This is a genomic window from Niallia sp. FSL R7-0648, from assembly GCF_038007005.1.
Lineage (GTDB): Bacteria > Bacillota > Bacilli > Bacillales > Cytobacillaceae > Niallia > Niallia circulans.
In genome coordinates this window covers 1,885,193-1,900,872 of record NZ_JBBOWE010000001.1, presented here as the reverse complement: position 1 = coordinate 1,900,872, position 15,680 = coordinate 1,885,193, and the positions used below count along the sequence as shown (strand labels likewise).

The following is a 15,680-nucleotide window of genomic DNA, read 5'->3' as shown; positions in this document are numbered from 1 at the left end:
AGTATTCCAGCCGTCATTTATAACCAGTTAATTATCCGTCGTTTTCAATTAAAATTCTGTATAATTGTTCGGGATTTTTATTCTTTCCACAAAGAAATTGGCGGTAATTATTCGCACACTGAACAACCTTAAAAAATAGCGACATGCAGAGAAGGACGCTCGACTTTTGCGATAGATAGGTTTTTTCCCAGATTTCTTTGAAATATTATTTAATATTCATTTATCGACTTTCGTGCCAGCTGCTCAATCGTCATATCATCCATTGGTGGGTTATGTAAGCCTGCGCGTACATCTCGGTAGTAGCGCTGAAGCGGACTTTTTGCAGAAAGGCTGCGTGCGCCGACGATACGCATTGCTATATCTACCACTTCAATGGCAGTATTCGTGACCACTAATTTAACAGCACTTAATTCTGGCAGCATATGGGATTGCTGCTCTTTATCTGCTTCATCCCATTTTTTACTTACGGAATATAGAAAGTGTTTAGCCGTTTGCATTTTTAACTCTATTTCCCCTATTTTGGATCTTACGCTCGGAATATCGCTGATTGTTCCTTTAATACTATTTGGAGAATAGTTTTTCGCAAAAGCAACAGCTTCTTTTTGTGCAGCACCAGCGATTCCTAAATAACATGCCGGAATATGCAGAAGCCAGGGATTAATTTTTTTTCGACTATCTAATTTTTCGACAAAATAACGAGCTGGAATTTCCACATTTTCAAAATAAACATCGTTGCTTCCTGTTCCTCTTAAAGCAATGCTATCCCATGTGTTTTCTATACGAATGCCTCTACACTCTTTAGGAATTAAGAAATTCCCTACATCGTCTGTATCATTTATGGATGCCGTTACAAGAAAATAATCTAAAACAGGAGACATCGTTGTAAAGGATTTATGTCCATTTATAACCCAACTCTGGCCCTTTTTTTCTGCGGTAGTTTGTGGTTTTCCACCTCTAGTGGGACTGCCAGTTTGCGGTTCTGTCGCAGCTCCATTAATTAAGGAACCAGATAAAAGGTTCTCATATACCTCTGTTAATGTATCTTTATTCCAATTTGCTTCTTGGATATTTCTTACGATTCCCATATGCCAACCGATGGATAAAGCAGTAGATCCATCGCCTTGGGCAATCACTTCTTGTAATCTTACCAATTCATATAATGAGATTTCTTGTCCGCCAAACTCCTTTGGTATGGTTAAACTTGTGTAACCTGATTCCTGTAATTCTTTTACATTATCAAAGGGAAATGATGCAGTTTCATCTATTTCCTTTGCTCTTTCTGAAAATCTCCTGCTCATTTCCATAAGTTTATTTATTTTTTGTGCTAAATCTTTTTCCAAACTGAAAAATCCAGTCACTATAGCGCCATCTCCCTTTAACAAGATCATCTATATGGTAATCATAGCACTATTTCTATATACTGATAAGTAAAATGCAAATCCCTTTAAATAGGAATGAATTATTTTCTGTTTATTAAATTTTGACGATTCTCCATTGCTGGCGGCTCTTCTGTGTATCCTTTTTTTGCCATTAACTCTGCACCTTGTACTCCATAATCATAAATCTTTGCAATAAGTGGAATAAAGGTTGCTGACAAGTCTTTGCGTAAGCTGAAGGTCGTACCAATAGCATTGCTGCCAAGTCCAAAACTACAAAATAAACTTATACAATATAGCATTAATTTATCGGAAAATGGGGCAGTCGTGGAAAGTGTTGGACTACCAACCCACCCTAAGGGAACTTGTATATCATCATCCGTTAATTTCTTGGAAAGTTTCGCAATGATTTTTTTGGATAGTTCTTTTCCTTCCGCAAAAAATTTTTTTAACTCAGGATCTTTTGTTACTTGAGCAAAACCAGTTATTAATTGTTGACCAATACTATTGCTTTCAATCGATTGATAGAGAAAAGAAACCTCTACCGTATTTAAAACCCTTTTATCTCCTAATATCTTTGTGCCTTTCAAATACTCCGTACTAACAACCACTTCTACTTGCTCAGGCATTGCGACTTGAGGTGGGCGGCTTAATGCTCCTTTTTCTATTAGCAGTTCTGTACATTCTTCATAACAATGCTGGGTTGTAACTGATAATTCTTGGTATAAACGAATTATATCCTTTCGATAGGATCTTGCTAAATGTAAAGCATGTAGTCCCATGCCTATTTCTGCGAGCATTCTTACGATTTGCAAGGCAAAGGTTGGTTGAAATAAAGGTGGAGCTTGTTTATTTACATCTTGGTCAGAAAATCCATGTGGAATAACTGCACCTTCCGCTATCAATATCGCTTCTATTTTCTTTATTTCTTTTGCTAACTTGGTTAAATGTCTTTCATAGAAGTTTTTCTCTTTCTTCTCTTCATTAACAGCATGGAAATACTCAACGACTCGAAGAAACATTGTTTTTTCTTGATATGTCATCCATAATGTTGCAAGCTCTGATGAAGTTAAAATTTCTTTTTTATTCATTATCTTTCCCTCCATTTCCGTAATATTATTATTTGAAAAGGGTCAGAAATTATTAATTAAATTAATAAGTCGTAAAACCTAGTATCCTTTGCAAACGATAAATAATATAGCGAAACATGGGGAAGTTTTTTTGCTTATCTACCCCTTTTGTAAAAAGAGCCTGTTCATTTCCCCATAATTTTTGGAAATAGGTCTTTGTTTCTCTCATAATTTTTTCTTTATGGTTGGCTATGATTTTTATATCTGTTTCCAAATTAAAATCATAAAGATTTCTTTGCGTAAGATTGGCTGAACCGCTTATAATGATACTTTCTCTATCTTTCAATCTTTCTATATATAAGAGTTTCGGATGAAATTGCTCTTTTCCTGTGTTATACCATTTAATGTGAATGTTCTTTGCGGCTTTTGCTTTTCTTAGGTCAGCAACAACTGGGATATTGGGTAAGCCAATTTTTTTATTGCCAAATGCATTTTGATTTGGGTCTAATATTATATATATCCTTACATCTCTTTTAGCAGCTGCCTTTATTTCCTTGATTACTTTTTGATCTGCTAAATAGAGCATGCCTATCCAAATCGTTTCGCTTTTTTTGGTATTTTTAATTTCCTGTAGTATATGCTTACCAATTTTCCCTTCAGTTAATAATTGAATTTTCACATTAGCACTTTTCGATTCAGCTTGTTCTTTTATTCTCGGCAAATCAATCGGTTCACTTAATCTTGCTGCACTCTCCTCACTTTTTAGCAATTCGTTAAGGATATTCCCATGCACTTTAAAGGCAGCATTAGAGTGATAACCGCTTGCATTATGAATATTACCACTCGAGATAATCGCTGTTGTTTCGGTAATTATGACTTTCCGATGATTTGCTTTTATGTTAAGTAATTCTAAATAGGATATAGCTGTTACTTTTGGAGCGCTTTTTGCAAGCAAATTAGGTAGATGACCATCTCCTCTTGTTTTTAGCCACTGTCCAAACATACGCCAAAAGCCAGAATAAAGTGGATTAGAATCTCGCAAGTCATTCAGCTCTGTTTCTATCACTTTCACTCCGTTTTCTTTTAATTGCTTAAATTCTTCTGACGGATAAGAATCGTACACAGTATTAATTTTATCCGTTATAAAAATAATATTTATCATTGGTTTTTCTTGCTTTTTCTTAATTAACACTTCTGTAAACTTTTCTACTAACTTTGGATATTGCTGGTCTTCATTTGTATCTTTATTAAATAAAAACATATCAATTATGATAAATTCATTTGCTTTCTCTACTTCCTTTATCATGGAATTAATTATTTCATGCTGAACCATTCTTTTCTTTTGGTTATTTTTGTAGGTTAAATCTGTTAATAGTTCAACATCCTTCACCTGATGAATAACGCCTTCCATTGACAATCCCCTTGGCAGTGGTTTTTTCAAATGGTGATAAATGGTACTACTATAAAAAATGATAAAAATAATGAATAGAAAAAAGAATAATTGTTTCATCTTTTCCCCCCTCTTCTCAACAAAATCCAACTTATTTCCCTTTAGTTTTTACCATTAGTGGCAAAGATATATAGATAATTTTTTTTGAAAAAATGATGAGTTTTCGCAATTACATGGTACAATATAAAGGCAAATAGTATACGTGAAGGAGAATACGAAATTGATTATTGGACTTTTAATTATACTCGCTTATTTAATTGGATCTATTCCTTCTGGACTAATAATAGGCAAATCCTTTTACAATATAGATATACGAGAACATGGCAGTGGCAACTTAGGTGGTACAAATACATTTCGAGTTCTTGGAAAAAAAGCAGGCTTTGCTGTTACAATCTCCGATATACTGAAAGGAACAATTGCAACAGTTCTCCCACTGTTGGTCGCACTTATTTGGGATGTGGAAATAGATATTAATCCGCTTATAATCGGAGTATTTGCCGTTATTGGCCATATGTATCCCATTTTTGCAGGTTTCAAGGGAGGAAAAGCAGTTGCTACTTCAGCAGGAATTCTTCTTGGACACGAACCTATCTTATTCTTGATTATTGTTGCGGTCTTTTTTATTTCGCTCTATTTATCAAAATATGTGTCGCTGTCCTCAATGATTGCTGGTTTGGCGGGATTAATATATTCCTTTATTCTATGGGAAGATAAATTACTCATTATCATCCTGGCGATTCTTACAATTTTTGTTGTCTATAGACATCGAGCGAATATTAAACGAATTATTAATAAAACAGAGCCAAAAGTAAACTGGTTATAAGAAAAAAAGACCGATTATGGTCTTTTTTTCTTGGTCGAATATTTATTTGACATAAAATGATTTATTTCGTCATACCTTTTACTATAATTGTTAAAGGAGCGAATACAAAATGACCTTACCCGCTACATCTTTTCATGTATCTGAGGCAACTTATAAATGTTTTATCAATAAATGGAAGCATGTGGAGGAAAAGCTGCAAGAACAATCAGCAACCATGGAAGCACTAACAGATAGTTTGCAATCACTCTCTCTTTCCACCACTTACAGTGAAAATATTGCCAAAATGGTTACAAGTATTACACATGAAGTGCGTAATCCATTAACTTCTGTAAGTGGCTTCCTTCAATTAATCAAACAAACAAATAATGTCGAACTTATTCATCAGTACACCGATATCGCTCTTGGAGAATTAACACGTGCAAATGAGTTAATCACAGACTTTTTAACGCTTTCCAAACAACAAGCAGACGATATCACTCCATTATCTATAAACGAATTACTCCTAAATTTAATACCTATTTTTAAAAGTGAGGCTCATTTAAAAGACATAAATCTAATAACAAAATTTTCCACTGACGTACTTTTATGCAAGGGCCATAAACAACATTTAACACAGGTGTTAGTTAATATAGTAAAAAATGCTTTCGAAGCAACAGAAGCAAATCTTTCATCTATTCCAAAAGAAGTAACAATAGCCACAAGAAAACAAAGAAATCAATTAGTTATTGAGATTAAAGACAATGGATGCGGAATACCGGAAGCACAATTAAAAAACTTATTTATACCACTGCAAACAACTAAAAAAAACGGAACAGGGATGGGTCTATATGTGTGTAAACAACTAGTTGAGAAGTATGATGGAAAGATGAATATCATTAGTTCACGAGAGAAAGGTACAACTATGAGTATCTTTTTTCCGTTGTATAATTCTTAAAGTATGTACGACACAAAAAAGTTACTGAATGCCTATTTTATGTAAAAATCTCCTATTTTCCTTACAAACTAGTATTTTTTTGGTATGCTATTAAATGTAAAGAAATAAATAAAATTTAGAATTGTAAAGAGGCTAGCTATGCAGAAAAAAACACATCTATTATTCGTTTTCCTCCTTCTTCTTTTTGGTATAATCGGCATAATACTTACATATACAATAGACCATTCATCTTCTGCCTATAAAGAAGTGCGTCCTAATTCAGGAAGCGACAAAGGAAATTTAGCAAAAGAAGAATCCAGCGAAATTACATTAGCTGCAATCGGCGACATTTTAATCCATGATCGTGTCTACAATGATGCACGAGAAGGAAATCGGTTTAATTTTGATAAAATGCTAGATAATATAACAAGCGAATTAAAGAAACCTGATTTGCTAATAGCAAATCAAGAAACAATTGTTGCCGGAGAATCGATTGGTTTATCCGGATATCCTGCTTTCAATAGTCCACATGAAATTGCTGATAGTTTAAAAAAAGCAGGCATCGATATTGTCACAACGGCTAATAATCATGCCCTAGATCGTGGAGTTGATGCACAAAAGCTCTCCCTTGATTATTTAAATCAAATTGGTCTCCCTCATGTTGGAACTTACTTGTCTCAGGATGATCAAGATAAAGTCGTTGTCTTGAAGAAAAAGGGCATCAAAGTTGCTTATCTAGCCTATACTTATGGCTTAAATGGAATCCCTATTCCCGAAGGAAAAGAATATATTGTAAATATATTGGATAAAAAAAGAATGAGCAGTGAAATCCAAAAAGCAAAAAAAGAAGCAGATGTTGTCGTGATGATGATTCATTGGGGAAATGAATACCAACGGTTCCCATCTAATGAGCAAAAAGAATTGGCACAATTTCTAGTAGATGAAGGTGTGCATATTATATTCGGCAGTCATCCACATGTTTTGCAGCCAATCGAGTGGGTAAAAGGTAAAAATGGACATAAAGGATTAGTAGTCTATTCATTAGGAAACTTTTTATCTGGTCAGGACGAAGAGTATCGGGATATTGGTGGAATGGTAACTGTTACAGTCAAGAAAAAGCAATTAGGAAAGCAGACATCTATTACAATGGACGCACCTTCTTTCTATCCCACTTTTGTTTCTAGTAAGGATGAAAAAGATTATAAGATGTATCCATTACAAGATTCAGAGCATGCAATTAATAAATATAGTCCTTCTATTTATAAAGAAATCATGGAGCATATGCAAAAAGAGGGACAAGCAGAGTAAAGTAAAATTTACAGCTCTTTAGGAATGTTTTTGAAATTATCTTAAATTCAAATATTCGATAATTCTCGTCCATTCCTTTATAATGAACTTATAATTAGGAATAGAATTAAAATGCTTCAAGTAGTCGAAGCAAAATTCATAAGAGGTGTTAATATGAAAATTGTAATTAGTGACAAAGCAGCTGAGTGGTATAAAGATGAAATGATGTTAAAAGACGGTGACTATGTACGCTTCTTTGCACGTTATGGTGGATGCAGTACTGTTCAGCAAGGATTTTCATTAGGAATTTCTAATGAGCAGCCAGTTAACATTGGGGTAGAAACAGAAAAAGACGGTATCCATTACTATATCGAAGAAAAAGATTTATGGTATTTTGATGATCATGATCTATTTGCAGATTTCAATGAAGTTGCAAATGAACCAGAATATCGTCATGCTCAATAAGCTCAATTGTTGTTTAGGGGCAAAATTTAAAAAAACAGTGAGATACATCAAGTGTCTCACTGTTTTTTTTAACAACATATTTTTTCCACCCTTATCTTAATCAAGTGTAAAAAAACTATTTCTCTATTGTAAAGGATGGTCAATTCCTTCTTCTTTTAAAATCTTCTTTTGTGTGTCGCCTAATAGGTCAAAATGAGAATAGCCGTCATGCCGATAATGTATCCATTCCTCTTTTAAGCCATATTTCTTTCCCCAGTTTTTTAATTTCTCCAGATCCGCACAGCCAACTTTCGTAACAGTCTTACAGCCTGGAAAACGATCATCCAGCCAATAATGAGTTAAAAAAGCAATTTCTCCATTATCGATTTTTCTTTTCCATTCTATCAGTTCCTTTTTCTTCAAACCAAAGGCCATAATCGCAACCCCCTTTTGCTATTCTTACTTGTCAGATGGTTGCTTTTTAATTTCTTCATATTTATTAAACCATTCTGGAAACATCTTTTTAAACGATTTAGGTCTAAATGTTTCTTTTGAGACTATAATATGCGTAGTAGTACCCTCTACACAAACTTCATCGTCCTGATTAATAATCTGATATCCGTATACAGTTTTTATGCCATCATTTGTTTCTACCCAGGTTTTCACCTTTGCCTGATCTCCATAGCGTAATGGCTTTTTATATTGAGCATACACATCATATACAGGGGCGAAATACCCCTTATTCTCCATTTCTAAATAACTATACCCAAGATCTTCAATTAAACCTGTTCTTCCTCGTTCAAAAAATTTAAGATAATTCGCATGATAAATAACACCCATCATATCGGTATCAGCATAATATAATTCAATATTCCTAGAACTCACATATACCACGGTTTCTAGCACTTCCTTTACTCAACTTTTTATAAAATAATCACCATTTTTATCACTCTGTGATAACGTTAAATTTCGCAGCTGCATCAGATATGCCAATTGATGTATTATATGACCATAGGTTCTTAAAAAGATTTTTATTGTCCAGCAATTATATATAAGCTGTTTTATTAAATAACTCTTTCACCTAGTCTCATAAATTCATCAACTAAATTACTTATAATAGCGACTTACACTTTCTCTTTTTTATTTATTCAACAAATTCTTTTAATACAGTCATAATATTACTCATTTTATGTATGTAAATGGTATCAACTAGAATTTAATTTTTCATTAGAAAGCATTTTAAGTAGTCCGATTCCTTGGTTTTTACTGCTTCAAAACAAAGAAAGGAGTACCACCGAATATTATCCATAATACTACATCTTTTAAATAAATCCAATCCAATAAAAGGTCAGGGCTATTATCACCCTAACCTTTATAAAGGAAATTGTCATATCTAATTCATTCACACAGATTGTAGTTTGAAGGAAGATATAACATAGCCTTAATTATACAATCGGGGAATTTGCTCATCTAATTCAGGAAGATGGATATAGAAGGAAGACGAGCAATAGCCCAATTTTAACTTATAAATATTGTGACACAATTACATCCTGGTCAAAAGGAGTAATACCTTGATTTATTGAAAATACAATATCTGCCTCTTCTATATTATCACATTTTTCCCCTCTTGCCTTAATATTCAATTCTATTAATTCATAAAGATTAGGTTTAATTAAAGTAGTCATTGCTTTACCCATTAATACCATACCTATTTTATTACCTTCCACATTATTGTAATAATCAGGATTGTTTCTAAGTGCTATATCTGTCCATATCACTTTGTTTTCATGAAGATCGATTATCATAGGTATACTAACTCTAGTATCAGAAGTTACGTCCATTCTATTCTCGACTGTTTTAGGTTCGTAAATTTCTCCAGAATTAGGATTTTCCCTATCCATCCATCCCATAAAACATTCGGGTAATTCACTAAAAGTTTGACCAGTAAAGGATTGAATTGAAAGTACTGTATATCTTCCTCCAAATTTTCTAACAGAATCAATTTCTAAATCGATAAATTCACTTGCTCCATGAGGAGCTGAAGTAATATCCCCACTATGAAAAGCTTTATACTTTGATGATCTCAGATTTGTATAGGACACATGCTCTAAATAATTCCAATTATCATCATACATTACTGCAGACAAATCTATATCTGCTCTATCCAAATTATTTTCTTTCCAATAAATAAAGGAGCGAATAGTACTGGTTGAATCGCTTATATCTAATTTTGAACCTCTTACTACTGATTTAAGTGATTTACTTGCTGACCGTTGCGAAAAAGGCACAAGATAATTTTTTAATGATTCATCTAGATAAACCTTACCAAGATAGTCCCTTTTCTTATACTCATTTACTAAACTATTTTCGCAGATTTGTACTATGCTATTGCATATATTCTCCTCAATCTCAGGAAGGTTATTATCTATGACAAATAATTTAGCAACATTACCCTTAGGGAAAAATGTTCTTTTCTCTTTTTGATTATTTCTATTTTTAAAGTGCTCTCTAACTTGCAATAGCACTGTAGTTTCAACACTATCCGCCACATTTTTAAATTCATTTAGTATTACATTTGGGTTAGTATGCAACCTTATTAAATGATCTAATTTACGTGCGAATTCCCCTGGTCTTTTCACTAATAAAGATAATGCTTGATCCATTCTATTATTTTCTAACGCATCAGTTAACACACCATTAAATGTTTGAATTGGTTGATTATTTCTCAGCTTAGTAAAAGCCTCTTTTACTTTTTCATATCTTTTGAATTCTGTAGGATGTAATCTTTCACCTAATCTAATCCATCTATTCTTATATCGTTTCATATCCTCTTCAATATTAGAACAATTTTCTAATAAGGACATTAATAAACGTCTTTCCTTACGTTTGAAACTTTTAAACTTTGTATTAGTTGCTAAACTAATATCTCCTTCTGACATAGCAACTGCAATTCTTAATACATCAGTAGCTGTCTTTACATAATCAAATAATACAGAAGTATTTATGTTATTATGCAGTAACAATTTAGATAACAAAGCTACATTTTCTTTTGAAGGTATTTCTTTAGGTAAGATATTGTTAACTTTGTCAGGATATTCATTGAAAAACCATCTTAAATCCTCTTTATCAGTTTCAGAAATAGAAGTTTTAGAAGATAATAGATTTATAAAAATACTTTCAAATTCTTCCTCGGTACCTATCTCTATTACTTTCTTGGTTGTTATATCATATAATGGTAATCTCTCTTCTTTTTTATAATTAGGAAGTAATGATCCAAATGACCAGTAATGAAAAATAGCATTAATGAATAACTCGGAGTTATCTGCATCCATTACTTGGTGAGGAAAGTTAGGATACATTGGATTGTATTGTTTGTTAGCTCCTACTAACTCTTTTAAATTTTTAATTAAAGCAATGTAGAAACTGTTTAATTGACTTGTGGAATATGTATATAGGATTTCAATAATATTTTTCGATAATGTAAATCCCAAATTATCAATGTTTAATAATATTGTCGCAATGTAGTTTTTCTGTGGAGTTTTTTCATTACCTATATTCAATAGTAATTTGTTTTTTCTTCTTAGGTAAATATCATTTATAACCATTTAATCACTCCAATTGTAAAGTAACTCTAACACTTCCATCCACACACCATACTTATTTTAATTTTACATTTCATCTTCACTTTTCACCCTGTTTCTATCTGACTTTCTCCATAATATTCTTGCAGGCTCTTTAGATTTGTATATATTTTACTTTTTGTTGTCTAAATTTTTAATACTAAGACGTACCAAGAGCAAATATATACCTTCAAACGCATCAAGATCGATTTAAAATCTGTTTCTTTTAAGTCTGTGGCTAAGGAGTTCTACGAGTAAGTATTTCATTTGCCCAATAATGAAAGTGTACCTAATATAAGTTATTTATTTTTTCTCTTTCAGCCTCAGTTTTTTCTTATACATATAGGCCACAAATTCTTCCTCACGATTTCCATTTCTTAATATTACGTTTATTTTTCTCCATTCACTCTCAGAAAACAAAGAAATGCCACCCCTCTAAGCTCTCCCCACACCTACAACTATGTCCCTTCTAGCGACTAACATTGAATAGATAAACAAATCGACGCATATTTTTTACTACTTGTTGTCACCGTGATTATCATGGATTGTCCTTAATCACAGCAATTTGTTAATTATTTGAATAATTCAGGATAAGTTAGGAAAAAACAGTAAGGTAAAAACCACATAAGAAACGCCTGTAAATCCCTATATACCAAGGTTTATGCTTTAATTGTTTGACACATATCCTTTTATATCATTGGTTAACGAGACCCCGATCATATCGATATCAGCATAATACAATTCTATATCCCTTCTGGAGATAAAGTAATTAATTGTCCATCCATATTCGTCCCCAGCCTATTCATCGATTTTCTTTTTCTCTTTTAGCACACTTTCGATATCCTCAGCAGTTATTGTAGAAACATCTGCATCTATTCCTTGTTCCAATTGTTCAGATAATCGTAAAGCCTGTAATTGAACTGCTTCATCGATTAAATTAGTTGCAAATCGTCCATTTCCGTCTGTAGAAACAGTCGGCAGCATATTTTGCAGTAATTGGATTGCATCAGTTGATAATAAATAATCGTATTTTCCCGCATATAACTGCATGATTTCAACTAATTCTGCTGCAGAATAATCTTCAAAATGGATAAACTTTTTAAACCTTGACGTTAATCCTGGATTGCTTTGTAATAGAGTATTTGTTTCATTCGGATATCCTGCGAGAATAACAACTAAATTCTCATTGTGCTTTGTCATTTCCATGACTAATGTATCAACGACCTCTTTACCAAAATCCTGACCGCCATTTCCTACTAAGGAATATGCTTCATCGATAAATAGCACCCCGCCAAGCGCTTCTCTTATTTTTTTTCTTGTCTTGATAGCTGATTGACCAACATAGCCGGCAACAAAGTCAGCTCTACTTGTAACAACTAAGTGACCTCTTTTTAATATTCCGCAATCCTTAAGAAACTGGGCGTATAATTTAGCAACAGTAGTTTTACCGGTACCTGGATTTCCCGTGAAGACAGCGTGCAATTGAATAGGCAGATTCTTTTTGGCTTTAGCCTGTCTTAATTGCTGCACTTTAACAAGCGCAATAATTTTTTTTATTTCCTCTTTTACTTTTGATAAACCAATCAATTCATTAAGCTCTTTTGCAGGATCAATTTGTTTGTCCTCTTCTTCACAAACAAAATCAGCTTCTTGCAATAGTGTATATTTAAATATTTCTTGTTCGTTTGCTTTTCGAGAGCCTTTGCTGAATATTGCATCCAGTACAATATTACGAACAGCTCGAGCATTTCCAAAGCTCTCATCAACTTGTTCTCTCTCAAGCCTTTTTAGCAATGCCTTTTTTCCGTCCTCTGTCATGACATAGTCATTCGCAGAAGCAATTCTTTCTCCAATCACCAATAATTCCGATGGTGTATAATCAGGCAAATGAATCATATTAGAAGCAGGAAACCGACTTCTTAAACCATGATTCCCGTCCAAAAATTGGCGCATTTCTTCAGGATATCCCGCTAAAATGACAGCAAATTTACCACCAAATTCTGAACCTGTCATTAAAGATACAAGAGTATCTATTGCTGTTTGGCCATAATCATTTCCAGACTGACCCTCTCTTTTTAGACTATAAGCTTCATCGATAAATAAGATACCGCCAACCGCTTGTTTTACAACAGAACGGACATTTTCCTCTGTTTGGCCCATAAAGCCGCCGATTAATTGAGAACGGTCAGTTTCCACTACTTCAGCACTTGGCAGTACGCCTAATTCATGATAAATTTTTGCCATCAACCTTGCCAAAGTAGTTTTCCCAGTACCTGGATTTCCAGTAAAGATCATATTCAAGCTTAATTCATCTTGAATATTATAGCCTAGCTTTTTCCGAGATTTTTGATAATGTAAAAATTGATAAAAATCATGAACTCTTTTTTTTACAGCATCTAACCCAATCATTTGCTGCAGTTCTTCTAAAGAGGAAAGAGTCTTGTTGTCTTCCTCATCCTCTTCTACAAATAGGCTTGTCCATTCATCTTTTAATTCAGTCAGTTCTTCAATTAATTTTTTTACACTCTCATAATAAATCGATGTGTGAAAAACACCACTAATAGACTCTTCATACTCTTCAGCTGATTTTAATAACTGAGAAGTTTTCTCCATTACCTTTTGTAATAACTCTTCAATTGCTTCATATTTAGCAACAGCTTCCACATTTTCATATAGGGAGGCATTTTTTTTCTGATTTTGCAGATGGGCAGCTTCCTCATCCATCTGTTCTAAAAACGAGCGGCAATTATTAATATATTGCTCAGCGATTTTTCGTTTGGCGGTCCGATTATCCGTTTCGCGAATATTAGGAAAGACCAGTGAATCCAGTAAGCCGCTGAAATTTTTCCAATCGAATTGGGAAAGGTATTTTTGAGCTGTTTTATTCTCTTCATCCAGCTCAATCGCTTTATTTAGCCAGGCAACCGCGATCGTATCTTCTTGATTGATGTGCATTCTTGATAAGGCAGCAATCGTTAATAACTGAGAGATTTCTTTTCCATTCTCAGCCTCAGTTAATTTTTGTATTTCATTTAAAATTTTCTTTTCATCCTGTACAAATCCATGTTCTTCAAATTCCTTTTCTATCAGGAAAATTTCTGGATATTTTCTATTTGTAATTATTTTCTCGTTATTCAATACATTCACATCTCTTAATAAATTTAATTCCTTATTAATACTAACATATTCCTTCTTTTTCGTTAATGATTATGTACTTTTCATACTGTGTTAATCTAATAACCATTAATATATGCAGGATGCAATATACTATCCCTGAAAATGTGTAACTCAATTATAGAAAACAAAAAAGCAATAGCCTCAATTAAAAAAGAAGCCATTGCTTTTTATTCTTCTTCCTTTATTCCATTGGAAGGATTTATTCGCCCTTTGTTTGTATTACTTGAGCATGTTGTCCTGATTTATCCTGCATTTGCTTTCCTTTGTTCCCGCCGAAGCTTCTAGATTTAGTTCCAATATGACTCGGTACAAAGTGTTTGCTGTCTTTTTTAGGATTACTCATCATATCATCTCCTTCTACCATAGTTTGTTCAAAAGAACAAGTAGAATTGATGGTAATTTCTACATTAACGAGCTTTTTTCAAATGCTTTCTTTCTAACCGTTCCTCAATTTTTTCAATCGCTTCTCTATCCTTTAGTAATTGCATTTTATTTTCTAATACAAGTTCCTGAAATGAACGTTTACGAGGTTTTCTCATCTTTATTCTCCTTTAATAAGTATTTTGTATTTCCATATTTCCCAAAAAATTAGATAATTATTACAATAAAAAGAAATAATCTTTAAATCTATTTGAAAAGTTTATTTTTTCAGAAAATAAACAAGGCGTGCACTCCTTTGTTACATTTGTAATTATAGTATATGTTATACCCGTTGTAAAGCGCTTACAATGTTAATTTTTTGTGAACTTTACTCTGTTAGTCTTTTGTCATTTCCATCATTTGTTGAAGTGTTAACATAGTGAAGCCCTTTTTAATAATAATTCCATCTTCATTAAGAAAAAACGTTGTGGGAATACTTAGAATGTCATATTGATTTGAAACCATATCGTTATTATCTATTAAGATCGGGAATGTTAAATTTCTTTCCTTCACAAACTGTCTAACTCCCTTTTCATTTCCACCATCCACATTCACCGCTAGAACAATCCAGTGATCTTGCTTTTTTTTAGAAAAAGTTTCTATATCAAGCATTTCTTTTTTACAAGGTGGACACCAAGTTGCCCAAAAATTTATCATGACGGATTTTCCTCTATAATCAGATAAGCGCACTGTCTTTCCATTTAAATCTTTCAGTTTAAAATCTGGTGCTTCCTCCCCAATATTTAAACCAGTGTTTGCTTCTACATTAGTGGACATAATAAAGAAAAAGCTAGAAAACACCATGAATATAAAAATAGTTGTTTTTCGTGACACTATTCCCTCCTCCTCTTATTTGATAAAGTATTTTTTCTAAATTCTATTGTAAACTTACTTATAGATTAACCAATTTATTTATATTTATTAGTTTGAGTGCGTAAAATTAGTTGAATTTATAACAGAAATATGATTTGCACTCTAGTTATAGTGGCAGTTTTTTTCCCTTAGTAGCTGAGACACAAGAAACCCAACCAAATATAAACCCGAACAATCATATGTAGACCAATAAAAAAGACAGATCCATTCACCATGCGAACAGACCT

14 protein-coding genes are annotated in these 15,680 nt (G+C 33.0%); 4 read left to right on the top strand and 10 right to left on the bottom strand.

Annotated features, from left to right (window positions below):
• Positions 1-209: 209 nt before the first annotated feature.
• The 3 genes from NSQ89_RS09105 to NSQ89_RS09095 form a co-directional block, all read right to left on the bottom strand.
• Positions 210-1,304 carry an acyl-CoA dehydrogenase family protein gene (locus NSQ89_RS09105; protein ID WP_235850033.1) on the bottom strand — a complete coding sequence of 365 codons (1,095 nt, stop codon included), beginning with the start codon at positions 1,302-1,304 and terminating at the stop codon, positions 210-212.
• 155 nt (positions 1,305-1,459) lie between these two features.
• Positions 1,460-2,467, bottom strand: a complete 1,008-nt coding sequence (locus tag NSQ89_RS09100) for a DUF3231 family protein (protein ID WP_341132514.1) — start codon at positions 2,465-2,467, stop codon at positions 1,460-1,462.
• Positions 2,468-2,528: 61 nt separating this feature from the next.
• Complete coding sequence (locus NSQ89_RS09095) at positions 2,529-3,956, bottom strand: phospholipase D-like domain-containing protein (protein WP_047943521.1); 1,428 nt, start codon at positions 3,954-3,956, stop codon at positions 2,529-2,531.
• A gap of 160 nt (positions 3,957-4,116) precedes the next feature.
• On the opposite strand from NSQ89_RS09095, the gene plsY reads away from it, so the two are divergent.
• The 4 genes from plsY (at position 4,117) to NSQ89_RS09075 (ending at position 7,384) form a co-directional block, all read left to right on the top strand.
• Positions 4,117-4,719, top strand: a complete 603-nt coding sequence (plsY, locus tag NSQ89_RS09090; protein WP_095257335.1) for a glycerol-3-phosphate 1-O-acyltransferase PlsY — start codon at positions 4,117-4,119, stop codon at positions 4,717-4,719.
• 109 nt (positions 4,720-4,828) lie between these two features.
• The gene (locus NSQ89_RS09085; protein WP_341132513.1) at positions 4,829-5,653 is read left to right on the top strand and encodes a two-component system sensor histidine kinase NtrB; all 825 of its coding nucleotides are present in this window, start codon (positions 4,829-4,831) and stop codon (positions 5,651-5,653) included.
• A 138-nt stretch (positions 5,654-5,791) separates the two neighbouring features.
• Complete coding sequence (locus NSQ89_RS09080; protein ID WP_095257337.1) at positions 5,792-6,940, top strand: CapA family protein; 1,149 nt, start codon at positions 5,792-5,794, stop codon at positions 6,938-6,940.
• A 153-nt stretch (positions 6,941-7,093) separates the two neighbouring features.
• The gene (locus NSQ89_RS09075) at positions 7,094-7,384 is read left to right on the top strand and encodes a HesB/YadR/YfhF family protein (protein ID WP_047943542.1); all 291 of its coding nucleotides are present in this window, start codon (positions 7,094-7,096) and stop codon (positions 7,382-7,384) included.
• 123 nt (positions 7,385-7,507) lie between these two features.
• Here the strand turns inward: NSQ89_RS09075 and NSQ89_RS09070 are convergent, their stop codons facing one another.
• The 7 genes from NSQ89_RS09070 to NSQ89_RS09040 all read right to left on the bottom strand — a co-directional run bounded on the left by NSQ89_RS09070 (position 7,508) and on the right by NSQ89_RS09040 (position 15,414).
• Positions 7,508-7,798: a hypothetical protein gene (locus NSQ89_RS09070; protein WP_047943517.1), complete on the bottom strand. Its 291-nt coding sequence runs from the start codon at positions 7,796-7,798 to the stop codon at positions 7,508-7,510.
• A gap of 24 nt (positions 7,799-7,822) precedes the next feature.
• Positions 7,823-8,269, bottom strand: a complete 447-nt coding sequence (locus tag NSQ89_RS09065; protein WP_268876323.1) for an acyl-CoA thioesterase — start codon at positions 8,267-8,269, stop codon at positions 7,823-7,825.
• Between the two features lie 617 nt (positions 8,270-8,886).
• Complete coding sequence (locus NSQ89_RS09060; protein WP_341132512.1) at positions 8,887-10,968, bottom strand: TerD family protein; 2,082 nt, start codon at positions 10,966-10,968, stop codon at positions 8,887-8,889.
• 813 nt (positions 10,969-11,781) lie between these two features.
• Positions 11,782-14,121, bottom strand: a complete 2,340-nt coding sequence (locus NSQ89_RS09055; protein ID WP_341132511.1) for an AAA family ATPase — start codon at positions 14,119-14,121, stop codon at positions 11,782-11,784.
• Positions 14,122-14,359: 238 nt separating this feature from the next.
• Positions 14,360-14,503: an acid-soluble spore protein N gene (locus NSQ89_RS09050; RefSeq protein WP_016205356.1), complete on the bottom strand. Its 144-nt coding sequence runs from the start codon at positions 14,501-14,503 to the stop codon at positions 14,360-14,362.
• Positions 14,504-14,567: 64 nt separating this feature from the next.
• Entirely contained in the window at positions 14,568-14,699 is a 132-nt protein-coding gene (locus tag NSQ89_RS09045) for an FbpB family small basic protein (RefSeq protein WP_031540139.1), read from the bottom strand.
• Positions 14,700-14,916: 217 nt separating this feature from the next.
• Positions 14,917-15,414, bottom strand: coding sequence for a redoxin domain-containing protein (locus NSQ89_RS09040; protein WP_235850554.1), 498 nt, complete (start codon positions 15,412-15,414; stop codon positions 14,917-14,919).
• Between the last annotated feature and the right edge of the window lie 266 nt (positions 15,415-15,680).